Consider the following 24,363-nt stretch of genomic DNA (forward strand, 5'->3'; position numbering starts at 1 on the left):
CACCGCCGCCACCGCCACCATTGGTAGGTAACTTCGTATCATTTACTGAAGTAGCGTTACCAGAAGCCGTGCCGCCAACTACAGCGTTACTGCTGCTACCAGTATCTTGACCTGGAGCAGACCCACTGCTGGAAGTGCTGGGCTTGTTGTTACTTGATTTATTAGTGCCTTGTAATTTTCCACGATCACCGTTACTCATTGTATTCTTATAATGTTGGAGTGAGAAATAATTCTATTTCAGAAAGGCTACAGTCGTGCCTTCGTCTGATTCGTTACTGGACAGTGCCTGGCGCATATCCCGTTTCATGCGGGTTAGAAAATCATGCACCCAATGCCGGCCGGTTGTGTTGCGCCAGCGGCCGAACCAGCTTTCGGTACCTTCATCTAAATAAATCAGGACAGCGCCGTCGCATTGGAATCGTTTCACAAATTCCTTAAGTACTTCTTCGTCGGTAAGGTCTCGTGCGGAGAGGAGTTGCTTCGCCATTTGGGTTTAGAATTATGTCACAAAATACACAATAAGTCCAAGTACGGGCGATATTCCTGTGCAGTCAAAAAATATTCTTTACCACGACGCTTTATAGATGGCTGTGGTGAGGTCACTGGTGATTTCACAGTGTGTGCCGAGGAACATAGTTAGGTCGTGGGGGCGGGAGTTGATGCTATACACTACCACCTTTTTGCCGAGGGCTTTTGCGTATCCAATTTCGAACACGGTGCCTGGATCGAAGCCTTCCAACAGGGCAAACACAGTGTCGCACCACTCGATAGCAGCTATATCCTGAGGTACTACCTGATCAGCTGGGCCTAGGCCAATATCGTGATAGGGTGAGAAGACATTATTGCCAAACTCCAATAGCTTTGTCCGGCACTCATTGACCATCCAGCGTTCTGCAGGATTGAAGAATGGAGCTGCCAGGTAAATTTTCTTGGGCTTAGCGCTAGGTTGTATAGCGGGAAATGTTTCGTCGGGCTCAGCGGGGAGGGGCAGGTACTTAAATTGGCAATACTGTGCCGTGAGCCGGGATGCTAACAGAGCTGCTTCGGCGGCTGGGCGTTGTTCGTGCAGCCACTGCCAGGCAAATACAGCAGAGAAAATATCACCGGAACCGATGGAGAAAACAGTGCGGGTGGCAAATACCGGCACCCGGTACACGCCCGAGGACTCAATAACCAAGGCCCCATACGCACCATTCTTGATGACTACAACATCTGCGCCTTCACTGAGGAGCAGGTTGCGACCCACTGCCTCCAAGTCCTCGGCATCGGGCTGACCAAATAGATGCCGGGCTTCGCGGCTGTTGAGCACCAGCGCCAGCTGCTCGGCAGTAGAGCCAGTGCTGCGGAAAGAAAGGGGCGCGCCTGATTGAGGGTCATATACCACCCGTTTGCCATGTACGATAGCAGATGCCTCGATAAGATCGAAGAGCAGGATGTTATCGGCCACAACTTCTGGTAGCTGAATGCGACTTTGTTCAAATTCATTGAATGAGTAGCTAGAAAGAGACAGTGGATAGGAGTATTCGAACGTGACTGTCTCCTCGATAGGAGTAACCGTTAAGGGTACATTATACATGGAGCATATCAACTCCAAGTCAGCCGCATCCTCAAGACCTACACATGTGGTAAATTGAAGCTCTGGAATATGTTTAGAAAGAGCTACTACAGCTCGTAGCCCAGAGCCGTATAACTCATTCCAATGAGGCTCTTGACAAACTTCACGATAGGTTCCTCCTACAATTGCTAACATTTATTTATGCCGAAGCGTTTTGGATTAATACTTGACATTCAGCGCCGTTGATTTTAATGATTTTTGCCTCAAAATTTATTCCTTTTTTGAGGCATAATATAATGCGCGCCATGTTACTCATAATGGTGCCGCATATATCACCATTATCTGTAACGGCTATAACCATATTTAATGGCTCTGGAAATCTTACTTGTAATGTTTCTCCAGGCTTTAGTGTTGGTATTGTCATTATATTAGGCGATGCTAGGGTTGTTATGAAACTAAAGCTGCAGCTGTCAGATGCAGCTGTTACTGGTATTTGTGAGAGCTTAAAAAAAGGTGGGATGCCAGCCATTGTCGTATTTGCCTAGAGGGGGTTGTTCAAGTAGTAAGAAACAAGCGAAGATTGAGCACCCACTTGGTTTATAGTTGCAAGAAGCCGTTCTTCAGTAATGCCTAGCTTCTGAGCCCAAACGTTGACTTGTTCTGTATCTCCCTTGTTGATTATATATGACCAACGATAAAAGGAAATTTTCTGTCTGGTCAAACTCACACTCCTTACAGCCCAACCCGCTAACAACCACTGACGAGACTGAGCAGAATAATCGGTCCACCATCCCGTATGCTCTCTCGCTGCTTTTGGCAAAGGCTGTCTGATTATTTCTTCTATAAAATCAATGTCTGTTTCGAAAATTGCTGTCGAGTCTTTTAATTCATTTAATAAAAAATTCACAAAAGGCTGATATTTATTTTCAATCGATATCTCAACCTCCTTCTCTATTCTACTAAAAGAATTGGTCCAAATTTTAGCAAGAATTTCTTTGGGTAATTTATATTCAATACTACCTTGATCTTCGAAACTTGTTTCATTGTCTGTCGGTAGATTATTTATATTTCTATTGATATTGAGATCTGCATTTTCGCTATCTGCTACAGATTGAGTGTCTGCATTAATTGCTTCGTCTTTTCCCTTGTTTTGTAAAGGCTGGTGAGATTTATACCAATCTGCGCAGAATCGGACTTTGTATCTCTCTTCTGAAGAGAAGTTATTTCTAAAATGAGAGAAATCATTTCGAATCTCACGAACATCGTTCATCATTTTTATCCAACCATCCTTAGATGTTCTAAATACAGGAGATAGTATTTTCCACGTATCCTTATTTTGTATTAGTTGTATAAACTCTGACAGAGTAAGTTTGTCTAAATGTATTGACTTGCCCCGTGCGGGGAAGGACACGTCAAGTCTTTTCTCAACATCGTCATTTGTCAATTCTAGTGTTTTATCTGTGACAAGCTGATTTATCAATGTTTTTGCTCTAATGCGTAGGCCTCCTGCATTGTTGTTAAGATTATCAATGGCTTGCTGCAGTTCTGCAGATTGAGGTTCTATATCCGAGTTATATGCAAATCGAATATGGTCCTTCATACTCTTTTCAATCTCTCCCAATAGAATATTGTATTCTGCCCTCTCTTGTAAGTAGCGTGTTATATCGTGATGAGTAATTAGTCCAAATAGCTTCTTTGATTTATCTACTATGAGTACTGCTTCCGATGCACTGTTTAAGAAGTCGTCCAAAAGTTCCATCAGGTCCTCGTCAACTTCTATTGTCCTTGGTTTAACAACGGCGTCATTGACTGTTAATTCAGTAGGTGCAACGTTGAAATTTATTAATGCATGAGTGATTGATTCTGTGGTTACTATGCCAAGCAATATGTTGTCGGAATCTACAATAGGTAGCTGGCTGAAGTGATTTTCAACCATAAGGTTAAAGGCATCACTTAGCTTAGTGTCTAATGAAGTAACTTCAAGTTGGTTCTTTTGTATTAAGTACCCAGCTAGAATAGGCATAGTAAGTTGGTTTTGTTCTTCGATTCCTGCTTCAGAGTGCCTTTTTTTAAGTGGTTATCAATTACACTTGAAAACTACTTAGTAAGGATGCTCTATTCTTAGTATCAAGTCTTTGCCTTTGTCTGTTAGTATTAATGCTGCACTCTGTGAATCGTTGTTGTGAACCTGCTCAACTAATAGTAGGACGGTAAGTCGGTCTGCAAAATCCTTACATACACTAGAGTTTTTCTTTGAAACATTCTTATCGGGTTGATGATTTATCTCAAACATTTCCCTTTTAGTTAAAAGTGCAAAAATATCCATATAAAGCATATGGATATAGGTGCCAGAGACTAGAATCCTCCTTATATCATGAAATAGTGACAAGTATGTTCCAGTGTACTTCTGGTCAAAGAAGTTGAACTCATATGGAATACCTTCTAATATATTATAAGCCTGCTGGACTTTGTCATTAGCTGGGTTGCTGGCAGCTACTAGAAGTTTCAACTCATTATTCTCTTTACTAAGGCGTGAAATTTCTTCGGCGACTAATGGGCTTGTAGTTGCCTCATTAGCGCGTATCCAGCCAATTCTAGGCTTGTTCGTAGTCAGCGTTGAGAGTGAAAGCGCCGCCTGTAAAACGAGGTTGTCCGTGGATGTCCAGAAGTTGACAAGTCTATTTTTAAATCTGCCTTTGAAAGTATTAAGCTTCGTTTTTTTCTTGCCAGAATCGACATAGTCGTTATTCCAGTTTTTTACGGAGCCATCTAGTATGAAAGCAAGGCAAGGAATGCCTTGCTCTAAGGCATAATTATACTCCTTCTCGGTAAAGCCTACTCCATCAGCATCTTCTGAGCCATAGCGGTGTGCGATGATGAGCAAGTAGTAATCAGAGTTATCGATATGGCGCTTTATGGTTTCCCATTGGCTTTCATCAGCGGCATCGAACATTTCCATGCCTACAGGTAAGTGGCCCATCCGCAAAACGGTCTTCACGATCTGGTTTCGTTCTTCCTTAAGGTCAATGTATGTTGAGCTGATGAATATTTGGTACTTCTTATCCATAGATTCTTCTGTGCCTAGTTGAGTATGGTATTTCGTGGTAGTGAAGGCCGTGTCGCTTTCTAGCACGATGAAAACCGCACGGGTGTAGACAGTCGGCGCTTGGCAATGTGCTGGACTGATACTGTACTGTACAAATACCGTTGAGCTAAGTAATGCATAAAAAAGAGGAAATCATTATATAAACACGAAATAGTAAGGTATTCTAATAACGGGAAGAACTTCCAATATTGGGATGTCTAATTCAGCCGGTCATAGCCGCCCCCCGCAACCCCAGCATCTGGGGACTCTGGCTTGCGGAGCAGGAGGTCTTTGAATAGGAGGAAGGCAGTGGCGAACAGAGTGCTAAGGGCGAATAGGCGCCGGGCTATACTCCAAAGGTTTTGCTGGAGAATCAGTGGTAGCTCGCGCATAAACACAAAGAGTACCCAGGCAAAGTAGATGGAATAGAGGATTTTAGCCCACGTTTTCCCGGAGCGAATGCCCAAGCCGAGCCAAATGAAAGCGGCGATAAAAAGAGCAGATATGAGGACCATTACGCAGAAAATGCCATAGTCTATGCTTTTCTCTGCCGTAAAGGCGCCTAGCAATTTGGAGATTGTATAGAGAGTTGGTAGGAGGTAGAATGCTGTAGAAGCCAAGAATAGATTCGACGCCCAAACGTAATCCTTGCGAGTAGCTGGCTGCATCAGTTCGGCCGGTTATAGCCACCACGCAGCAGCTGGAGCATTTCATCCTTGGCCGCAATGAGGTCATCCTTCATGGCCAGCTGGTCGCGGAGTAGGGCTACTTCCTTCTGGGCTAGGTCCCGCTCGGCCCTGTAGAGGTCCCGCTCTTTCTCGCAGTCAGATAGGGTAGTGTTTGTCTGAGTGGCTTTGCCGCCAGCTATGTTCACTGCGTTCTTTTTGCCGGAAACATTTGTCTGGGTCAGCGGCGTGTCACCGCCACTTGTGAAGATTTCACCTTCTCCAAGTAGTAGCCATGACGTATTTACGTCACTGTAGGCTGAGGCTATCTTGTTCAGTATATCAAAGCCAGGCTTGTTCTTTCTGCCGCCTAATATGTCACTTACTACGCTCGGTGCTACACCAATGTGTCTAGCAAACGAAGACTTATTGCCTTTAGCTTTTAGGTCAACAAGAACTGCAATGCGTTGATTTATAGAATATTCTGGCTCTTCCAACGTTTTAACGTAAAATATTTAAAGCATTTGCGTTTATTTTTTGACGCAATGACGTATGTTTGTGTGGTGTACAGTACCGAACTATTGCAAGAAAGCAATTGCCGGGTGAATTGTGCCAATCACGAACATGACTGAGCGTCAGAAATACCTTCGGCTGCTGTCCATTGTCATCGAGGACCTGCCCACCAGCGCCATCGATACGGCCGTGCGGGCGGGCTACGAGGCTCCCACCACCATGCTGGCCAACGTGCGCATTGGCCGGGTCATGAACCTGGAGCACCTGGTGGCGCTCATCGGCTTCGGCCTGCCCGAGTTCCAGATTCCCGCCGAGCTGCTGCCAGCCGCGCCGGCCCGGGTGGGTGCGGCCCTGCCGCTCAACTTATAGCTGCTATTTCTTCACTCTTTATCGCCAATACCCATGCGCCTCAACACCGACGCCCCGGCCGGCCCCCGCAAGCCCTGCCTCCGCGACCTGGCCACGCTCGTGCAGAATCACCTGCCCCCGGCCATCGTGCAGCTCACGCCCCTGAAGCAGCTCAAGCGCCGCCTACGCGAAATCGACGCCACCCACCCGCAGTACCAGGAGGAAACCCCGCTGGTGCTGGCTTACGAAGAGCGCCGCCGCGCCCAGCTCGGCGGCCAGTTGCAGGTAGCCACCTCCCAACGGGCGTCGCAGGCATGAAAAAGACGTTTACCAAGCCCGTTTCGCTCACCGATGCCCGCACCGGCAAGCGGGTGCGCGTGCAGGAGCTGCCCGCCGGCAGCGCCCTGGTGGCCGCGCCCGAGCCCATCCTGGGCTACTGCTACCGCCAGGGCCACCTCACCGTCTACGTGAGCGGCCCCATGCCCGCGGCCCTGCGCTCGGCCCAGGAGGAAGGCCGCACCCAGGACGAGGTGCTGCTGGTGGACGCGCTGCCCGCCGGCATCCGCGAAATCGACCTCACCGACTGCCGCCGCGAGTTCCGGCTGCTCTTGCCCCAGGCTGCCTGATGGAAACCCCGCCCGGCCCCCGCAATCTCTATGCCTCCGTGGCTGCGCTGCTGCGCGGGCTCGGCTTCACCATCTGGGAGCAGGCCGCGCCCACGCCCAGCCTCTCGCTGGTCACCGGCACCTGGACCGGCCTCACCGGCGAGCAGTTCCACTTCCAGTACGCCCACCATCATCCCGCCACCGGCCCCGCGCACTGGGCCGGGTGCAGCATGGGCGTGCTGCCAGCCGGTGCCACGGTGCCCACCGTCTGCTTTGCCACGACCCAGGTGCGCCGCCTGCGCGAGGTGCGCTTGCTCTTGCTGGCCAACGACCAGTTCGACGCCGCCCGCCAGCGCCTGCGCACCGCCAACAAGCTACCCCATTCATCCACTTCCTCGACTGCCCTGCCATGTCCGTCGATGCCAACCAAATAGCCACCAAGGGCGACCTGGAACAGCTCCTGCTCAAGCTGGAGCAGCGCCTGGCCGCCGCCCAGCCCGCCTCCGTCGCCGCCGACGAGTACCTCACCCTGGACGAAGTGGCCAAGGCCACGCGCACCAGCGTGCGAACCGTCAAGAAATGGATTACCGAGGGCAAGTTTGACCTGAAGGGCAAGCGCATCACGCTCTTCGCCCTGGAGTTTTCCGACGGCTACTACCGCGTGCCCCGCGCCGCCCTGGTGGCCTACGGCTCCAAGATGGGCTTTACCGCCGCCGACCTGCCCACCCTGCCGCCCCAGCGCCTGGCCTCGTAGGGCGCGCCACTGCTATGCACTTCCAGACCATCACCCTCTACACCTCCGACCCCACGCTGCCCCAGGCCCAAACGGCGGCCGAGCTGCTGCGCCTCAAAACCGGCCTGCCCGTGCAGGTGCTCTCGCTCGAGCAGCTGCCCGTGGCCGACCCGCACCAGCGCCAACGCGTCCGCCTCGAGCACGAAGCCGCCGCCCTGCGCCGCCAGCTCCAGGCCGTGGAGTTCGTCCTGGCCCAGGGCCGCCAGAACCCGGTGCTGTATGCCTCCGACTTGGCCTTGGCCCAGCAGGACAAGCAGCGCTACGAGCGCCGCCTGCACCAGGTGCAGGGCGAGCTAATTCTGCAGCAAGTCAAAGCAGGGGAGGGGTAATACCCCGGAGTGGGTCCACCTGGCCCCACCGCTCCGAACCCACCTTTCCCTGCCTGCAGAAGAGCTACCACTTGGGTAGGGCTGGCATCGTGGCCAGCCAGGGAACCACAGGGCCTGCCGCAACGCAGCTCGGCGATGGTGCAGCGTGAGGAATACCCGCCTCCGCTGCCTCCCCATCGCCTTTTTCAGACCCCGCCTTACAACGGGGAAGTACCATTACCCACGCTCCAGTACCAATGCTCCCCTCGCTTCGCTCCCTCAAAGATGCCCGCCTCGACGTGCACAAGCGCGTCTCGGCCCTGAATGCCCACCGCCCCATCAAGACCCACACCCGCGTGTATACCACCGGCCCCAAGGCCGGCACCACCCGCACCGTGGCCCGCTACGGCCCCCGCGTCATCTGCGACGGGGCCAAGACCACCCTGGTCGAGGTGCTGCTGCCCCGGGCCCGCGCGGCCGCCCAGCAAATGCTGGCCACGCCGCTGCTCTGGGACCAGCTCGTGACCGACACGGGCCTGCTGAGCCCGCGCATCGAGGTCAACGGCCACGAGCTAGGGGAGGCCCGCGACGTGTGCGACCGGACCACGCGCAACCACCTGCGCCAGCTCAAGGCCCACAGCTTCATTACGGCCTACAAATTTCGCGGCAGAGAGCACAGCTTCTACCTGTGGGTAAACCCTGCTCTTGTGTGGGAAATGCCCGTGGAAAGCCCCAAAACGGCCCTCAGTGCCGATTCCAAAAGCACCCTGAACCCCTCCGACTTATCCACAAACGGTAAATATTTTCCGCCTACTGAGGTTCTTGAAACACTAGAAACTCAGATAAGGAAAGTCGTTCCAGTGGATAAGTCGGCACTCCAACCCGGCCAGGAACCGACAGGAACCCCCTTACTGGAACCACAGGGCCACCGCGACGGGGCGGCCGACGCCGGCCAGGCGTCGAAATCTCGGCACAGGGGGCGCGCCGCGGCCCGGGCGGCCCAGCAGGCCGCCGCGCCGGAGCCCTCGGCAGAAGCCCAGCAAACGGCCCGGGTGGACCGGTTCGTCGTCGAGTTTTGGACGATGGCCAAGCTGCTGCTCTATCCCACGCACCACTTCACCGAGGCCGAGAAGCAGAAGATTCTGCGCGCCATCTGGCAAGGCCAATACAAGCCGGCCCTCACCGCGGCGGCGCCGGCGAAGTGGGACCTGGTGCACCGGTACCTGCTCGACCGCCTAGTCCTGGTGCGCGAATACGTGCAGCGCCACCCGGATCCGCAGGAATGCTACCTGCCGCTGCCCTATGCCATGGTGCACCGCGGCCGCGGCTACTTCGACGCCGAAAACGAGAAGGGCTTTGCCGGCACCCGCCTGTGGCTGGCCAAGAAGCAAAACCGCCCCAAGGGTGGCCTCACGGCCCTGGACCGCGCCCTGCAGTTGGCCGAGACCGAGCTGCGCCAGCGCCAGAGCCTCGATCGGGGCGAGAAGGTGCCGGCCTCGGACCGCGCCAAGCGCAAGGATATACTGGCCCTGCACTGGTACCACCGCACCGAAGTCAAGCGCATCGGGGGCGAGGAAGGACTCTACCTCTACCATGCCCGCCTGAGCATGCTGGGCCTGGCCACCACGATGGCCGTCGGCGCTGAGGCTTAACCTACCTTTTTTACACCTACATCTTTTCTACGATGAATACCCAGCAAATCCGCTCTACCGCCCCACCCGTCCACATGCGCAGCCAGGCCCTGACCCGGGTGTGGGTCGTGTGGCAGGACGGCAACAAAAAGCACTTTACCTCCTTCGATACCAGCGGCCGCTACCAGGTCAAGGAGCCGCGCGAGTACGGCATCCGTGGCCTGCGCAAAATGGTCGAGAAGATGGGGGCCACGGTCAAGGAAGCCGTGCTCTATGACAACCAGACGGGCGCCCAGGAGGCGGTCTGGGTAAAAAACGGGGTCTGGGTAGGATGAACCTGCGCCAACACGACCAGGTGCTGCTGCTGCACCAGGACGAAGCCGTGGCCCTGTGCCATGCGCTGCGGATGTATCACCACTGGCTTACCTACCACAGCAGCCGCCGGCCGCTCTACGTGCTGGAGCTGCTCAGCGTCGAGCCCACGGCGCGGCTGCTGCGCCAGCTCGAGCGCCTTACCGCCGGCAGTTGGCCCCGGGACAAGATGCGCCGGCTCAAGGCCCGCCGCTGGCACCTGCAGGTGCACGAGGTGGTGCTGCTCAATTCGCTCTACCTGCAGACCCGGCTGTTCTCGGCCCAAGATGCCCACGATGTGCCGTTTATGAACCTGCTGGCCAAGGTCAACGCGGCAGCCCACAACGTGAAGCAGTTCTTTGAAATCGTCTGAACACGGATAAGCTAATGCCTATTCCGCTTTCCCCTTCGCGCAATAGACTTGTACACTTGTATGGGTACGGTCAGTGACACATTTAGCGGCTTTCCGTTCATCCGGCCGGGGCTGAAGGACGGCATATGTCGTGCCGCCGCCAGCACTGCTGAATCGGAACTGGCGCTTAATCCCTTTGCAATATGCAGATTCCGCACAGCACCTGTTTTGTCTACTACGAAGCCTAAAAAAAGTGTCCCCTCCTGTGCATCGCGGGGCACTTTGAGCCATACCAGAACGGCTTGCGCGACTTCCAGCGTCAGGGCTTTGCCCGGGTAACCGAGCAATTTAGGCATCTCCTCCACGTAGGTGTAGACCTTGTTGTCATCTACTGAATCCTCCGCTACAACTACTGGTTCGGCTGGCGGCTCTGGTGGCGGTACGCCGTTATTGTGGTAGGGCGGGTTGACCTCAAAGGGCACATCCTGGCCATTATGCCGTGCCACCCCGCGGTTTTTGCTCGGGTCAAAGGAAAGCGCGGACACACCGTGCCACCACTCCATCCGTTCCGGCACATTATTGCCCGTATGCTCAAGGACTATTTTGCCCATGGGCTTTTCAAAGAGGAGCCCGTGTGTACGATATAGTTCTACATCCGTGTAGATCAGATTGTCAATCTGAAAGGATTCATGGGTGTTAATCGTAACGGTATAATTGCTATCCGAGTAGGCGACATCGGAAGGGGTAGAATTATCTAGGCCGGAAATCAATAAGGGCGCAGCGATGCCTACTAGTATGGCCTGTATAGTACTGAGTGGCGTTGAGCGCGTCAGTTTGAGCCGTGCGCGAATACCGCCGAGCAGGCCGCTGGCAAGCAGTAAAATTAAAAGTGGCCCCCATGATTTGAAGGTCCATTCACCTAAAGTCAAGAGTGGTATGCAGGCCGTGAGCAAACACATGCCCGAGGTGAGCCAATGCAGACGCCTCAGTAGTGGATACGTCCGTTCAGGGAGTACGCGAGCTAAGAGCCACACTAGGGCAAAGTAGCTACCGCTGATGAGTAGCCAAACGATAAAAAAGTCCATAGCGAGGCGTTTACTCTACTAAGCAGCCGCTGAGCATAAGCGTAGTGGTAGGAAAGATAAAGTTTTAGGCCTGGAAAAGGTCATAGTAGCCTAAGCCGTGAGAAGCTTCAGTAGAAAACGCTAGGAAATAAAAGTATACTATGGTTCTAAGTTGGACTCTTATGCTAAACTGATATAGCATGCTACTGCATAAGCAACAAAGTAATTTTCTCTATTTATTCCATGGTATAGCCCATTTGAACCTTTGGCAGGGCGTTGAAGATTAGCTATATTGTTCGACTGCAAACACTGTACAATTCTAAGAACTATGAAAACACGTTTACGCGTTGCGGTGCCCGCCTGGGCGCCGTGCCAGGAGTCCTTTGGCCCGGGGTGTAGCGCAGGTACGTTTGCTAACGCTAATCCCTCGACCCTGTGAAAAACCTCCAAATTCCCGTTAAACCGCATATTCTAAAATATCTGCAGTTCTACCTCGGTACTGAGTACAGCTTGTCGGAGAGTGATCCTTACGGGCTGATGTTGTTTGGGCTGCTGCGCCGGCCCGTCACGGATAGCCGCAAAGACGAGCTGGTAGCCAAGTACACCGGCCGCTTCGTGGTGAGCTACGGCGCCTATTCGCCCCAGCAGTTTGGCCTGAAAAACCTCACGGGTAAGACCGTATACCTCTTTAATAGCTTCGTGCATAGCCTCCTCAAGCAGGATCTGCATAGCTACGTCGACCTGATGACCGACATGGGCAACCAGGTGAAGTACTCCATCGAGTGCTTCATGCTTAAGTACGGCTTCGAGGAAAGTGACATTGCCTACGACACGCTGCTTAAGAGCTACCAGCGCTTCGTCGAGGAGCGCAAGGCTTCCAAAAAAAAAGGCCCGGCCGTGACGCCTCGTAAGGCCCTGAAGGACCTGCAGCGGAACCTGACGCGCATCGCCGCCATTGCCCCGCTGCCGGCCGCCGGGCTGCGGCAAATGAGCGTGTAAAAATCGCTAAAGCGTTTGTCCATTTTACTAAAGCGTTTGTCCAGAAAATTTTACCATTTGTCCAGTGGCTGAAAACACCGATTCCTTTGGCCTGCGCAACCTCGAGCAGCGGGTCGACGAGAACGTGGCCGGCGTCGAGGCAGCCTGGTACACGGAGGCCAGCAACCTGGTCAACTTCCCGGCCCTGGGCCCGCTGCTCATCGAAGCCGACCTGCAGCTGCTGCCCGGGGCTACCTGGTACCAGCTCGTGAGCGTGCGCCGCTCGGTGCGCTACAAGCAGACCCCCAAGGACCAGGGCAAGCACGGGCAGAGCTGGACGCAGAAGTTCACCGGGGCCCTGGCCAAACACACGGAAGGGCTGGCCGGCGGGCTGGAGACGCTGGAGGGCCGCAAGCTCGTGTGCCTCTACCGCGATATGAACGGGCAGGTGCAGCTGGTGGGCACGCCCGAGCACCCGCTGGTTTTCTCCGACGTGTTCGACTCGGGCCTGGAGCCCTTCGGCCAACGCAACGGCTTCGACTGGACGCTGCAGGGCGAGACCGTGCGCCGGGCCCGCCCGTACCGTGGCACCTGGACCGTGAGTGGCCGCGGCCTGGAGTACGCCGTGGAGCTGCAGCAGGGCGGAAGTGGCACCGTGCTGCTCAAAACGGCGGACGGCCGCCTACTGGCCACCGTTACGCCGGGCAAAACAGTGGTGCTCAAATCCGGATTCAAGCTCTCTTACACCATTAGCTAATGCCCAGTACGATTACCAAGGCGCAGTTTGGCCCCAAATGGGCGAACCTGCTCGGCCGATTTAAAGACAACGACACTTTCGATATTGTCGAGGCCGATTTTCGCGAGTTTGCGGCCGATATCGACAAGCTTCTCTCTGAAGGTGGCGAGCCTCATACCAATAAAGTACGCGGTGGCCCAAAGCTGGTGCGCGACCTGACCCGCCGCGACACGTTGCCCGTGACGGTTCTGGCCGTGGGCACGAGCTGCCTGGTGCTTAATGCCGTGACGGCCGACGAGGACGACGAGGGCAAGGTCGTGGGCCCGCGCACCTATACGCTCGTCTATGCTGGCGAGGGGGAAGCCGGCAGCTTTGCCATTCCAGCCGATGCCGTTCTGGACCTGAGCGAGGCCCGGGTCAAGTGGGTAGAGGCTGGGTCGAAGGAGGCCCAGCAGCCCAGCCTGAAGTTTTTCAACCCCACCAAATTCGACGGCTACGCCCTGGGCGAGCTGGCCAAGTGGATTTTCAACGGCAGCACTGAGTTTGTGCAGGCCCGCAAGGTGCTGGTGAAGCCGGCCAACGGCACGATCCCGGCCCCCACGACCGGCGACCAGAATGATGCGAACTGGGAGAAGGTATCAGCCGACTACGTCAGCGCCCTGACGGGCCGCATCACGCTGGACGTAGCTCGCACGTATGCCGAAGAGGAAGCCGGCACGGCCCACAAAGTCTTCTTCGTGCGCCGCCCCGACGGCAAGCCGGAGGTGCGGCTGGAGATGGACGACGACAGCCGGTTCGATTTGCAGCGGGCCAAGCAGTTTAACCCGCAAACGGGGCTGTGGGAGCTGGGCAGCTATGACCTGGTGAATGATGAATTCGACGTGGCCACCAGTGGGCAGGATGCGGCCGTTTTTGTCGGCGACCCCGAAGACGGCAATATCATTATCAACAACCTGGAATCAAGCGGTAACCAAATCCAAGGCGGTATTCTGGGGACCATCGTGAACGGCATTCTCAATAGGATTGCCGGGGGCCTGCGCAATGCCATTTATGGCGGCAACCAAAACACGATTCCCGCCTCCTGCCAGGATGTGCTGTTGATTAATTGCCAAGCCTTCACGGTGCCCGAAAATACCACGGGCAAAACCTATATCAACAACCTGGAAGCCGGCACCGGGGGCAACAGCACCCAGGCGGAATTCATTGTGGCCTTTTCGCTCTCGGGACCCCAAGAGGTCCAGGTGCATGTGAACCGGTCCGAGAAGGTGGGCACCGTCACGGCCGCCTCCCTGCTCAACGTGAGCGGGGTCACCATCACCAAGAACGGCGTGGCCGTCAACTTCCCCTTCACGACGGCCCTCAATGACCAGCTGCTGCTCAGTGGCACGGCGGCGAGTGGCGGCGGGCTGGTAACCCTGGAGGTGAACGGATGACGCTCTACAGCTTTTACTATACGGCCGCCGCGCCCGCAGCCCCCGGCCTGACCATCCCGGAGCCGTACCTGCACTTTGCCACGGCCGGCCCTAACAAAAGCACGCTGGCCACCAGCGGCAGCGCCGTGACCAGCGTGACGGTCAGCACCGGCCAGCTGCTGTTGCCCGTCAACACGGTCGGCACCGTGGCGGCCCCGGAGCTTGGGGCGGGAGTGGTAGCCCTGCGCTGCGGTTACTACGGGTATATCGAGTTGCAGACTCTGTTGCCTGCGGGCTTCTACGGGGCGGGCAGCAGGTCGCTGTTCTTCCTCTACCGGGCCCCGGTGGGCATAAGCCGGGAGGTGGCCACGCTCAACCCGAGTGTTTATTCGGTCGAGGGCTACGACTTCTGCAGCCTGGACAACCCCAGTCACACCGGCATCGGCTGCGGCATTCACCTGATCAGCAATGACGCCCAGCCGGCGCTGCCCGCGGCGACGGAGTTTGTGTGGCGGCCCATGCTGCTGCGCTACGACAGCACCGCCAACGGCCAAGGGGCCGGGATGGAACTCGGCGTGCAGTACATCCAGGACCATCAGCTCAGCAACTCCCGGCCCTATGGCCAGCTCAAGACCGGGCAAACCACCAAGGCGAAGCCGCGCATCGGTCTGGGGAGCGAAATTCTGGGCGGCGGCGGGATGCTTGACATTGCCGACGTGCGCTGGTGGCCTGCCTTCCTTCGTGATGAACAGGCCATTATGCTCCTACAGCAAGTGGCCAACCAATACAATACCATCTATTCCGTCTAGCCATGCCCCTGCTACTATTCGCCGAACAACAGCAACCCATCGAAATTGACCTGCCCGACCTGGTGCTGGGCGAAACCCGCATCTGCCGCCGGGCCCGCTTTGTCAAGCTGGAGCAGGCCAAGAGCCCGGCCGGCGAGTTCAGCCTGGTCATGCAGACGGAAGTTCGTCTGCACGAAGCCACCGCCGACGGGGCCGGGAGCCTCATTGAGCGCATGGGCTTTTCGACCTACCCCGTGCTGTTGCGGGGCAACAACGAAACGGTGGTGGCCTTCCCAAGCGGCGAAATCCTGGCCTACCGCACGACCCATACCCCCGAGGAATGGGCGGCCGTGGTAGCCCGCTACGCCGCCGACCAAACCCTGGACACGATGCTGCAGGGCGACTGGTTTGAATGGCTGGCCGAACACAACCCGCCGTCCCAACCCGCGCTGATTCGGCTGCACATGCAGCAGGCCATGCTCATGGGCCGCTACGCCTGATGCTCGACCCCTGGTTTATTATCGGCCTGGTAGCGCTGGTGGCCTTCTGCTGCGGCCTGGTCGTAGGACGCTATTTGCGCCCCTGACCCAAAGCCCCGACCTCCCCGGCCGGGGCTTTTTTGTGTCCTTTTTGCCGGGCTGTGGCGCCGGCAGCTTTGCATCATTCACTCCTGAACGATGCTTGGTTTAATCGCACGACTCTCTTCTTCGCCCTGGGCCATGTCCCTGGAGCACGCGCAGTCCTATCTGCCATTGGTGGCTGGGCTGCTCACTGGTAGTGCGCCCCTGATGGCGGACCAGAACATGGCCGAGCTGCGGGCGGCCGCAGCTCCAGCTGATTACGTGGCCACGCTCGGGGCCCGCGGTGGCATCAGCTACGCGGCCCGCGCGGCCGCTGGCCTCAGTGGCGGCGCTGCCGGCAGCACGGATGGCATTGTGGTGCGGGTGATGGGCGTGAATGGGCCCTTGATGAAGGCCGACCAGGAGTGCGGGCCCCGGGGCCTGATGTCACTGGCCAATGACCTGCAGCGGGCTTCCCGCGACACGGAAATCAGCGCCGTACTGCTGCGCATCGACTCGCCGGGTGGCCAGGTATTCGGTACCCAGAGCGTCGTCGATGGCGTGAAGGCCTGTCAGGCCGCCGGCAAACCCGTCGTGGCCTTGTGTGAGGACGGGCTGATGTGCTCAGCTGCCTACTGGATTGGCTCGGCGGCTGATACCATCATCGTGACCCACGAAACCTGCACCATCGGTAGCATCGGCATCATGGCCAGCTGGATGGACGTGCAGCCCTACCTGGCCAGCCTGGGCGTGAAGTTTCATGAGGTGTATGCCGAGCAGTCAAAGCAGAAGAATGCCGACTTCGCCGCGGCCGCCAAAGGCGACTACAAAGCCGTGCAGGCCAACCTGACGGCCATTGCCACGGGCTTTTTGGGCGACGTGCGCACCAACCGGGGCAGCCGCCTCGATACCAAACTTTTCGAGAAATCCGGTGCCGCGGCCGGCAAAACCTTCTTCGCCAGCCAGGCCGGCGACATTGGCCTCATCGACGCCATCGGCTCCTTTTCGGATGCCATTGGCGAGTGCGTGCGCCTGGTGCAGGCCGGCGGCGCAGGCAAGTAACCATACATCTCTTTTTCAAGCACATACCATGAAGCTTTTCGGGAACAAAACCACCGCTACACCCCTGACCCTGGGCGCCGCTATGCTGGCGCTGGTGGGCAAAGAAACCGTCTCGGCCGAAGAAGCCGAAGCCGCCAACACGGAGTTGGAGGGCCTCAACATCACCGGTGCCGCGCTGATCAACTCGGCCACCTACGAGGAGCTCAGCGAGAAGGCCGCCCGCGTCGACGCCGCTGAGCAGGCTGCTACCCAAGCCAGCGAGAAGGTCAAGGACCTGGAAGCGGCCAACAAAACCCTCACTGAGGACCGTGACGCGCAGAAGCTGCGGGCCGACAAACTGGGCAAGACGCCCGGTGCCGAGCACACCTCGGCCGTGCGCACGCCCGGCGAGAACGACCTGGCCGATGAGCCCTCGGATGCCGAGGCCAACCAGAAGCTGGTCGAGGCCCTGCACGCTGAAATGCTCAGCTAAGCCGGCGCCACTTCCCTCATTTTTTCACCCATTTGCTTCTATTCGTTACCACTCATGGCTTTAACTATCACCCAGGTCGTCGCTCAGTTTGGCGCCTACTACCTCAACCAGGGCCAGAACCTGTCCCGCCTGTACAGCTTGCTGCGCTCGACGACCAATACCGAGAGCATGTTCACGCCCATCAACACGGACGACACCATCTGGCGCGCCGCCAAAACGATGTTCAGCCGCGTGGTGCAGCCCTTCCAGAAAGCCTTCACCCCGCTGGCCGGCGTGGAGTTCACGCCCGTGGAGATCAAGCAGTTCAAGATGAAGGTCGATGCGCAGGAATATCCGGATGAGCTCGAAGCCACCTGGTTGGGCTTCCTTGACGGCCTTGACGCGGACATCGACCGCAAGACCTGGCCCTTCGTGCGCTGGTACTGCGAGGTGTACCTGATTCCGCAGATCAAGCAGGACATCGAGCACCACGAAATCTACGGCGGGGTGTACGTGGCCCCCGTTGCCGGCACCCCCGGCGCTGCCGGCACGTCGATGGACGGCCTGCGCAAGACCATCAACGGCCACGTGACGGCCGGCCGTATCACGCCCATCATCACCGGTGCGTTGGATGTGACCAACCCCGAGGCCCTGGTGGAGCAGTTCGAGAAGTTTGCCGATGGCATCCACCAGGACTACTGGGACATTCCCATGATCCTGGGCACCTCGCCGGCCGTGGCCCGGGCCTTTTTGCGGGGCCAGGAGCGCAAGTACGGCAAGAACACCGGCGGTGGGGAGCTGGGCAACACCATCCACAAGACCAACATCACGGTGCAGGGCCTGACCTCGCACCGCGGCACCAGCAAAATCTGGTGCACGCCCAAGGGTAACGCCATCGTGCTGCGCAAGCGCATCCAGAACCAGTCCAAGATCATGGTCGAGAGCATCGACCGCTTGCTCAAGTTCTTCACCGACTTCAGCATGGGTATCGGCTTCATCATCCCCGAAATCGTCTTCACCAACGACCAGGATCTGGGCTAACCCCTCGCCCCGGGCCGGCCTCCTACAGCAGGGTGCCGGCCCGCTGGTGAGCCCCTTTTTTCATCCATAAACGCATTTTCACGGCACCATCATGGCCCAGGAAACCCCCGAACAAACCATTGCCCGCCTCACCGCTGAGCTGGAGGCCAAGCAGCGTCTGGTTGACGACCAGAACACCATCATCACCGAGCAGTCGGAGGTGATTGCCAATGCCGAAGCGGCCCAGACGCAGGCCGAGGTGACCATCGTCAGCTACGAGCAGAAGCAGTACCGCGTGCTCGCCAAGCAGTTCAACATCAACGGCAAGGTGGTGAAGGCCGCCGAGCTGGGGCAGGACAAAGAGTCGCTGAAGTACCTGGTGGAGAAGAACAGCGGCCTGCTGCAGCCGGTGGAAAAGGCCCCCGCCAAGCCCAAGGCCAAAGCGGGTGCCGGCACGGAGGCTGAAGCCTAAGCTGCCTTGCAGCCCCTAAACTCATTCGACCATCGTCAAACAGCACCCGTATGGATCTGTCTAAATTAACGTCACTGCCCGGCCTGGAAGGCGTCGACAACACGCCCGGCCTGCGCGGCTACGTGCTCTGGGCGGCCGAGTCATGGTTTGAAACCATCGCCACGGCCCCGGCTTACTCGGCCGCTGCAGCCCCGGGCACGTCGGCCGTCATTGCCACGCCGCACACCTTCCAGGAAGGCTACGGCTTCCTGGAAATCTACATCACCTTGGACTCGAACGAGCTCAAGGCCGAGATTGTCGGGGAGCGGGACGGCCGCGGCCTGAAGGTGAGCTTCGAAGGCTTCCACCCCGGCAACAAACCCGAGTCGCTGGAATTCCTCAACATCGTCAAGAACATCGGCGGCATCATGCTGGTGCCTGACGCCGACGATACCTACATCCAGGTGGGGGCCAAGGGCCTGCCCGTGGAACTGACGCCCAGCTGGGGCTCGGGTAAGCTCTCCAGTGGCCGCCGCGGCACTATGGTGAAGGGCGAGTGCTACGCCACGGCCATCAAGCTCTACAAGGCCAACGTGGTGCATAAGCCGACACCAACGGTTTAAGGCCATGGCAACGAAATCCCTGTACCAGCAGCGGCTACGGCCCGAAGTTGCCGAGAAGTACACAGCCACTATACCGCCCTGTGTTATCGACCTCCACAACCCGCGCCGGCGCATCGATATGACCAAGCTCACCGTGGCTGACGTCGAGGAGCTGGTACAGGACCCTCAGTTTACCTACCTGGTGGCCAAGAAGACGCGCAAAGCAAAACAGCCGCCAGGCGTAGGATAAGGAGCCGTAGGCGGGAGCACTACGGTGGGAGAGGGAAAGGCCCGGGGCAGTGCTCCGGGCTTTTTTGCGTCCTTTTTAGCCGAGGTAGCCGGCGGCAGCTTTGGGGTATGATACCGCCTGAACTCTTCGCCTGGCTGGCCCAGCCGGCTGATTTTGCCGCCGGTGCGGCCCTATATGCGCAGCTGGGTGGCAGCCCGGTGTACCAGCAACTCTTCGCCGCCGGCACCACTGGCTACAGCCGCCAGGTGCTGCGACGTGAGCTGCAGGCACTGGCCAGTAACCCGGCGCCACCAGCGCCCATGGCACCAGCCCCTGCAGTGTCGAAACCTGCCCCAGTGCCGGCACCTGCCGCGCAAGTGACCACCCACGTCGACGCACCCGACCTACCAGTCGTGCGGGCCCAACTGCGGGCCCTGCGGGATGAGCGTAGCCAGCTGCACGCGCAGCTCACGGCCCTGGGGCGCAAGGCCCGCGGTGCTGCGGCGCTGCGGATCCTGGATATTGGCGACGAGGTGACCCGGCTACTCAAGCTCGAGGACCACGTGCTGGCCCATGGCCAGCTGCCGGCCGGCCCGGTGGCGCTGGCCGACATCACCGACGAGGGCGAGCTGCGCCGCCGGCTGAGCAACCTGGTGGCCCTGCGCGCCAAACTGCGCAAGAACGAGAAGCGCGCCGGCGAGCTGCCCGGCGTCGAGGCCGATATCGACCTGATCCGAACCAAACTAAATCGTACTACACGTGTCTGAACAACTGATTCCCCTGAAGTGGAGCACGCAGGAGCGCCGGGTGCGCGACCTGGTGCCGATGGACTACAACCCACGGATCCTGACTGAGGAAGGCCGCCAGCGCCTCACCAACAGCATCCTTAAGTTCAACCTGGCCGAAATCCCGGCCATCAACGCCGACAACCTGGTGCTGGCCGGCCACCAGCGCCTGGCCGTGCTCGTGGACCTGGGCCGTGGCGACGAGCGCATCGACGTGCGCGTGCCCAACCGCCTGCTCACCAAGGCCGAAGTCGACGAGTACAACGTCACCTCGAACGTCGGGGCCGGCCAGTGGGACTACCAGAGCCTGCTCGATAACTTCAGCCACCTGAACCTTGCCAGCATCATGGATGCTACCTCCCTGGAGGCGCTAGCCGCGTTGTCGGCCGTTACCTTGCCGCCGGCTGAGGAGCAGGAGTTCGACCCGGTGCTGCCCAGAATGCCCGTCACGGTGCTGGGCGACGTGTACGAGTTTCGCAGCCATGGGCGCGACTTGGCACACCGCCTGGTGTGTGGTTCCTCCACCGAGGCCGATGTGCTGCAGGCGCTGCTGCAGGGCCGCGGCATCCGGCTCACGCTGACCGACCCGCCCTACAACATCAACTACGAGGGCGGCACCAAGGAGGCGCTTACCATCCTGAACGACAACATGGACAGCGCCGCCTTCCGGGCGTTTCTCTACGACTTCTATTCCAATGCCTACGCCCACATGGAGCCCGGGGCGCCCCTCTACGTGTTCCACGCCGACAGTGAGGGCGCCAGCTTCCGGGACATGCTGCAGCAGGCCGGCCTGAAGCTTTCGCAGTGCCTGATCTGGGTCAAGCAGGCCTTCGTGCTCAGCCGCCAGGACTTTCACTGGCAGCACGAGCCCATTCTCTACGGCTACAAGGACGAGGGCCCGCACCCCTGGTTCTCGGAGCTGCAGGAGTACGTGGAGCAGCACACGCCCATTCTCTACGGCTGGAAGGAGGGAGCTGCCCACCCCTGGTACGCCGACCGCAAGCAAACGACCGTGCTCAAGTTCGACCGGCCCACCCGCAATGCCGAGCACCCGACCATGAAGCCCCTGGACATCCTGGAGTACCTGCTCGATTGCTCCAGCAAGCAGGACGACGTGGTCTTCGACGGCTTTGGCGGCTCGGGCTCGCTGCTGATTGCCTGCGAGAAGACCCAGCGCAGTTGCCACGCCGTGGAGCTGGATCCGCGCTTCTGCGACGTGCACGTGCGCCGCTTTGCCCAGTTCATGCGCGACAACCAGCGCGCCTTCTCCATCTTCCGCAACGGCGTAGAGCTCACTGCCGCCCAACTCGACGAGTATGTCCACGCCGCAGCTGCCTAGTGTACCCGGGCTGAGCCTGCCCACCTCGACGGCCGTCGAGCGCATCTACGCGGCCGCCATCGAGGAGGCCGAGGGCACGGGCCCCGGGCTCTCGGCGTTGTCGCCGGCGGATAAGCTGCGCAACCAGCAGATGGAGGCCGCCTACGCGCTGCTGCTCAACTACCACACCTTCGACCAGGCCTGGCCGCTGCTGGCCAAGCAATTTGGCCTCAGCCGGGCCACCTGCTACCGCCGCCTGGCCGATGCCCAGAACATGATGGGCGACTTGAAGAAGGTCAAGAAGCAGGGTGCCCGGGCCCTGCTCATCAGCCATGCCCAGATGCTCAAGCAGCTCTGCCTGACCCAGCGCCCACCCGACGTGCGCGGGGCGTTGGCCGCGGCCAAGTTCGAGGCCCACCTGATGGGCCTGCACCGGACCGATACGGGCTACGAGGACGCCGGCGGCAACGGCAACACGAGCTACACCATCAACCTGACGGTGCAGGGCGCCCGGGGGCCGAAAACGCATGCCATCGACATCGGCAAGCTCGACGCCATCGAGGATGCGCAGTACGAGCTGCTGCAGGAAGCGGTCAACAGCAACGTGCTGGGCGTGGAGCAAATGGAAAACCTAATGCGTGGCGAGGAGGCCCATCCGGATGACGATCATTGATCAGGTGAAGCTCAAATTTAACCAGCCCCAGATGCGCTACATCACGGCCCGGGGCAAGAAGGAGGGCATCAGCCTCTGGGGCCGGGGGACGGGCAAGTCGAGCATCATCGCCTGGGACATTCACGAAATCGTGCAGACGATGCCCCGCAGCTGCTGGGTCATTGTGGGCTCGACCTACAAGCAGGTGCTCAGCCGCACGCTGCCCTCGACCATTTCGTCGCTGGAGCGGCTGGGCTACCGCCTGAATCATGATTTCTACATTGGCCGCAAGCCGCCGGCGACGCTGAACTGGCCCCGGCCCCACGAGGGGCCGCTCAACTACGACCACTTCATCATTTTCAAGAATGGGACGGGGTTTCACCTGGTCTCGCTCGATGCCGGCGGCAGTTCGTCACGTGGTCTGAACGTGGACGGCTTTATCGGCGACGAGGCCCTGTTGTTCGATAAAAACAAGCTCGATGCCGACTTGTCGGCCACCAACCGCGGTAACGGGCAGTTTTTCGGCAAAAACCCAAAGCATCATGGCGTGTTTCTGTTTTCCAGCATGCCCTGGGGCGACCAGGGCCGCTGGCTGCTGGATAAGTCGCGGTATTACGAGCAGGAGGGCGTGGACCTGGTGGAGCGCCAGAATGCGCTGATTGAGGCCCAGGTGCGCTTCCTGGATGCCACCTCCGACCAGGAGCGCCTGACCATCTGGCGCGACGAGGTGATGAAGCTGATGGCGGCCGTGCGCTACTTCCCCTCGGCCCCTAAAAAGGGCACGTTCTACTCGGAGGCCAACGCCTTCGACAACATTCAGAACCTGGGCCTGCAGTATTTGCTCGACCAGCGCAAGTTCATGACCGACTTCACCTTTATGGTGGAGATGATGAACCGGCGGCCCACCACGGTCGAGGGCGGCTTCTATCCGCAGCTCAATCAGGCCGTGCACGTGCAGGAGTGCGCCGATGACAGCTTTATCCTGGGCCTGGACATGAACCTGAAGCAGCTCAAGCAGGCCGGCGGGGCCATGTTTGGCGAAAAGGGCTTTGAAAAGGACCTCTCCACCAGCCTGGGTGACAGTGACTGCCGCAGCCACCAGGCCTTGCGCGTGTCGGTGGACTGGGGTGCCCGCATTACCACCCTGGTCGTCGGGCAGCCCCACGTGGACAAGCGGGAGTACCGCTTCCTCAAGGGCATGCACGTCAAGCACCCCGCCTTTATCGACGACCTGCTGGACGAGTTCTGCCGCTACTACCAGCCCCACCTGAAGAAGGAGGTGCAGTTCCTCAGCGACGAGGAGTACGGCAACGCCCGGCGCCCGGATAGCGCCTATACGCTCAACGAGCAGTTCATGCGGGGCCTGCGGGCCCGGGGATGGCGCGTGCAGCCCTTCGGCCTGGGTCGTATCCCAGGGCACCCCACGCGCTACCAGTTGGCCCAGGCCCTGCTCAGTGAGCGGGACCCCAAGCTGCTGCGCATGCGCTTCAACAAGGTCAACACCAAGGACGTGGTGCAGGCCATGCTTCTGGCCCCGGTGAGCCAGGACAGCAAGGGTCGCATCATTAAGGTCAAGACCAGCGAGAAGAAGGAGAGCTTCCCAGCGCAGCACGCCACCCACTATACCGATAACGTGGACCTGCACATGCTCAGCTGTGGCACCGACGTCATCAATGCCGGCATCGACTGGAGCAGGGCCCTGGTCGTGTAGGCACGTGACCATCACACAAGCCAAGCCCCAACGCGCCCTGCGTTGGGGCTTTTTGTTTGCCTGCGTCACATGCCTGTCACATAAACTGCCGATGGCGACTTCGGTGCGCACGAGCGCATCTGTGTCCTGTGTGGCTGTCGCCTGAGAGCCGTCTCGCCCACAGATATCCCCGAAGTCGGCCTTGGCAGCTGCCAAAACGCGACAGGGCAAGCCGGGGTGCGGCGCTACACCGGTGAGACTGGAAAACGCTCTGAACGCCCAAAATCGCCCTTTCCGGCGCGTGTAGGCGGTTGGCTGTGAGATTGGGTTTTTGCTTCGTTTCAGCCCGCTCAGGGTGG

At 58.3% G+C, this 24,363-nt stretch carries 31 protein-coding genes; 25 read left to right on the forward strand and 6 right to left on the reverse strand.

Going from position 1 to position 24,363, the window contains the following annotated elements:
- Window positions 1-232: 232 nt before the first annotated feature.
- A complete protein-coding gene (locus CLV45_RS04155; RefSeq protein ID WP_100335130.1) occupies window positions 233-487 on the reverse strand; it encodes a hypothetical protein in 255 nt (84 codons plus the stop codon).
- A 78-nt stretch (window positions 488-565) separates the two neighbouring features.
- A complete protein-coding gene (locus CLV45_RS04160; protein ID WP_100335131.1) occupies window positions 566-1,750 on the reverse strand; it encodes a PfkB family carbohydrate kinase in 1,185 nt (394 codons plus the stop codon).
- A gap of 56 nt (window positions 1,751-1,806) precedes the next feature.
- On the opposite strand from CLV45_RS04160, the gene CLV45_RS24790 reads away from it, so the two are divergent.
- Window positions 1,807-2,100 (forward strand): hypothetical protein, encoded by a 294-nt coding sequence (locus CLV45_RS24790; RefSeq protein ID WP_157807281.1) that lies wholly within the window; start codon window positions 1,807-1,809, stop codon window positions 2,098-2,100.
- Here the strand turns inward: CLV45_RS24790 and CLV45_RS04165 are convergent.
- From CLV45_RS04165 to CLV45_RS24795, 3 genes are all read right to left on the reverse strand, one after another.
- Entirely contained in the window at window positions 2,097-3,578 is a 1,482-nt protein-coding gene (locus tag CLV45_RS04165; protein ID WP_100335132.1) for a CBS domain-containing protein, read from the reverse strand. The two genes, CLV45_RS24790 and CLV45_RS04165, sit on opposite strands and share 4 nt — an antisense overlap.
- Before the next feature lie 78 nt (window positions 3,579-3,656).
- On the reverse strand, window positions 3,657-4,622 hold the full coding sequence (locus CLV45_RS04170; protein WP_157807282.1) for a DUF4062 domain-containing protein: 966 nt from the start codon (window positions 4,620-4,622) through the stop codon (window positions 3,657-3,659).
- A gap of 685 nt (window positions 4,623-5,307) precedes the next feature.
- Window positions 5,308-5,802, reverse strand: coding sequence for a hypothetical protein (locus CLV45_RS24795; RefSeq protein WP_157807283.1), 495 nt, complete (start codon window positions 5,800-5,802; stop codon window positions 5,308-5,310).
- A 127-nt stretch (window positions 5,803-5,929) separates the two neighbouring features.
- Here CLV45_RS24795 and CLV45_RS04185 point away from each other — a divergent pair, with 127 nt between their 5' ends.
- The 9 genes from CLV45_RS04185 to CLV45_RS04225 all read left to right on the forward strand — a co-directional run bounded on the left by CLV45_RS04185 (window position 5,930) and on the right by CLV45_RS04225 (window position 10,227).
- Entirely contained in the window at window positions 5,930-6,187 is a 258-nt protein-coding gene (locus CLV45_RS04185) for a hypothetical protein (protein ID WP_100335136.1), read from the forward strand.
- A 33-nt stretch (window positions 6,188-6,220) separates the two neighbouring features.
- A complete protein-coding gene (locus tag CLV45_RS04190; RefSeq protein WP_100335137.1) occupies window positions 6,221-6,484 on the forward strand; it encodes a hypothetical protein in 264 nt (87 codons plus the stop codon).
- Window positions 6,481-6,792, forward strand: a complete 312-nt coding sequence (locus CLV45_RS04195; RefSeq protein WP_100335138.1) for a hypothetical protein — start codon at window positions 6,481-6,483, stop codon at window positions 6,790-6,792. The genes CLV45_RS04190 and CLV45_RS04195 overlap by 4 nt, the downstream gene beginning before the upstream one ends.
- Window positions 6,792-7,205: a hypothetical protein gene (locus CLV45_RS04200; RefSeq protein WP_100335139.1), complete on the forward strand. Its 414-nt coding sequence runs from the start codon at window positions 6,792-6,794 to the stop codon at window positions 7,203-7,205. Before CLV45_RS04195 ends, CLV45_RS04200 begins: the two co-directional genes overlap by 1 nt.
- Window positions 7,181-7,525, forward strand: a complete 345-nt coding sequence (locus CLV45_RS04205) for a helix-turn-helix domain-containing protein (protein WP_100335140.1) — start codon at window positions 7,181-7,183, stop codon at window positions 7,523-7,525. The genes CLV45_RS04200 and CLV45_RS04205 overlap by 25 nt, the downstream gene beginning before the upstream one ends.
- 14 nt (window positions 7,526-7,539) lie before the next feature.
- A complete protein-coding gene (locus CLV45_RS04210) occupies window positions 7,540-7,893 on the forward strand; it encodes a hypothetical protein (RefSeq protein WP_100335141.1) in 354 nt (117 codons plus the stop codon).
- Window positions 7,894-8,129: 236 nt separating this feature from the next.
- A complete protein-coding gene (locus CLV45_RS04215) occupies window positions 8,130-9,524 on the forward strand; it encodes a hypothetical protein (protein WP_100335142.1) in 1,395 nt (464 codons plus the stop codon).
- 32 nt (window positions 9,525-9,556) lie between these two features.
- Window positions 9,557-9,838 (forward strand): hypothetical protein, encoded by a 282-nt coding sequence (locus CLV45_RS04220; protein WP_100335143.1) that lies wholly within the window; start codon window positions 9,557-9,559, stop codon window positions 9,836-9,838.
- Window positions 9,835-10,227: a hypothetical protein gene (locus CLV45_RS04225; protein WP_100335144.1), complete on the forward strand. Its 393-nt coding sequence runs from the start codon at window positions 9,835-9,837 to the stop codon at window positions 10,225-10,227. Before CLV45_RS04220 ends, CLV45_RS04225 begins: the two co-directional genes overlap by 4 nt.
- 11 nt (window positions 10,228-10,238) lie before the next feature.
- On the opposite strand, the gene CLV45_RS04230 is transcribed toward CLV45_RS04225, so the two are convergent.
- On the reverse strand, window positions 10,239-11,135 hold the full coding sequence (locus CLV45_RS04230; protein ID WP_211289899.1) for an energy transducer TonB: 897 nt from the start codon (window positions 11,133-11,135) through the stop codon (window positions 10,239-10,241).
- Window positions 11,136-11,705: 570 nt separating this feature from the next.
- On the opposite strand from CLV45_RS04230, the gene CLV45_RS04235 reads away from it, so the two are divergent.
- The 15 genes from CLV45_RS04235 (at window position 11,706) to CLV45_RS04300 (ending at window position 24,025) form a co-directional block, all read left to right on the forward strand.
- Complete coding sequence (locus tag CLV45_RS04235) at window positions 11,706-12,269, forward strand: hypothetical protein (protein ID WP_100335146.1); 564 nt, start codon at window positions 11,706-11,708, stop codon at window positions 12,267-12,269.
- A 64-nt stretch (window positions 12,270-12,333) separates the two neighbouring features.
- Window positions 12,334-13,005 (forward strand): hypothetical protein, encoded by a 672-nt coding sequence (locus tag CLV45_RS04240; protein WP_100335147.1) that lies wholly within the window; start codon window positions 12,334-12,336, stop codon window positions 13,003-13,005.
- Window positions 13,005-14,417 (forward strand): hypothetical protein, encoded by a 1,413-nt coding sequence (locus CLV45_RS04245; RefSeq protein WP_100335148.1) that lies wholly within the window; start codon window positions 13,005-13,007, stop codon window positions 14,415-14,417. Before CLV45_RS04240 ends, CLV45_RS04245 begins: the two co-directional genes overlap by 1 nt.
- Window positions 14,414-15,205, forward strand: a complete 792-nt coding sequence (locus CLV45_RS04250; protein ID WP_100335149.1) for a hypothetical protein — start codon at window positions 14,414-14,416, stop codon at window positions 15,203-15,205. Before CLV45_RS04245 ends, CLV45_RS04250 begins: the two co-directional genes overlap by 4 nt.
- Window positions 15,206-15,207: 2 nt before the next feature.
- Entirely contained in the window at window positions 15,208-15,684 is a 477-nt protein-coding gene (locus CLV45_RS04255) for a hypothetical protein (protein ID WP_100335150.1), read from the forward strand.
- Window positions 15,685-15,903: 219 nt separating this feature from the next.
- Window positions 15,904-16,806 (forward strand): S49 family peptidase, encoded by a 903-nt coding sequence (locus tag CLV45_RS04260; RefSeq protein ID WP_157807284.1) that lies wholly within the window; start codon window positions 15,904-15,906, stop codon window positions 16,804-16,806.
- A gap of 28 nt (window positions 16,807-16,834) precedes the next feature.
- Window positions 16,835-17,278, forward strand: a complete 444-nt coding sequence (locus CLV45_RS04265; RefSeq protein ID WP_100335152.1) for a hypothetical protein — start codon at window positions 16,835-16,837, stop codon at window positions 17,276-17,278.
- Between the two features lie 54 nt (window positions 17,279-17,332).
- The gene (locus CLV45_RS04270) at window positions 17,333-18,298 is read left to right on the forward strand and encodes a hypothetical protein (RefSeq protein ID WP_100335153.1); all 966 of its coding nucleotides are present in this window, start codon (window positions 17,333-17,335) and stop codon (window positions 18,296-18,298) included.
- A gap of 91 nt (window positions 18,299-18,389) precedes the next feature.
- Window positions 18,390-18,749 (forward strand): hypothetical protein, encoded by a 360-nt coding sequence (locus tag CLV45_RS04275; protein ID WP_100335154.1) that lies wholly within the window; start codon window positions 18,390-18,392, stop codon window positions 18,747-18,749.
- A 50-nt stretch (window positions 18,750-18,799) separates the two neighbouring features.
- Complete coding sequence (locus CLV45_RS04280; RefSeq protein WP_100335155.1) at window positions 18,800-19,351, forward strand: hypothetical protein; 552 nt, start codon at window positions 18,800-18,802, stop codon at window positions 19,349-19,351.
- Window positions 19,352-19,355: 4 nt separating this feature from the next.
- Window positions 19,356-19,580, forward strand: a complete 225-nt coding sequence (locus CLV45_RS24800) for a hypothetical protein (RefSeq protein ID WP_157807285.1) — start codon at window positions 19,356-19,358, stop codon at window positions 19,578-19,580.
- A gap of 107 nt (window positions 19,581-19,687) precedes the next feature.
- A complete protein-coding gene (locus CLV45_RS04285; protein WP_100335156.1) occupies window positions 19,688-20,326 on the forward strand; it encodes a hypothetical protein in 639 nt (212 codons plus the stop codon).
- Window positions 20,319-21,683 carry a DNA modification methylase gene (locus tag CLV45_RS04290; protein WP_211289900.1) on the forward strand — a complete coding sequence of 455 codons (1,365 nt, stop codon included), beginning with the start codon at window positions 20,319-20,321 and terminating at the stop codon, window positions 21,681-21,683. The genes CLV45_RS04285 and CLV45_RS04290 overlap by 8 nt, the downstream gene beginning before the upstream one ends.
- Window positions 21,661-22,335 (forward strand): hypothetical protein, encoded by a 675-nt coding sequence (locus CLV45_RS04295; RefSeq protein ID WP_100335157.1) that lies wholly within the window; start codon window positions 21,661-21,663, stop codon window positions 22,333-22,335. The genes CLV45_RS04290 and CLV45_RS04295 overlap by 23 nt, the downstream gene beginning before the upstream one ends.
- The gene (locus CLV45_RS04300) at window positions 22,322-24,025 is read left to right on the forward strand and encodes a hypothetical protein (protein ID WP_100335158.1); all 1,704 of its coding nucleotides are present in this window, start codon (window positions 22,322-22,324) and stop codon (window positions 24,023-24,025) included. The genes CLV45_RS04295 and CLV45_RS04300 overlap by 14 nt, the downstream gene beginning before the upstream one ends.
- Window positions 24,026-24,363 lie beyond the last annotated feature (338 nt).

Source organism: Hymenobacter chitinivorans DSM 11115, assembly GCF_002797555.1.
In the GTDB taxonomy this organism is placed as follows: domain Bacteria; phylum Bacteroidota; class Bacteroidia; order Cytophagales; family Hymenobacteraceae; genus Hymenobacter; species Hymenobacter chitinivorans.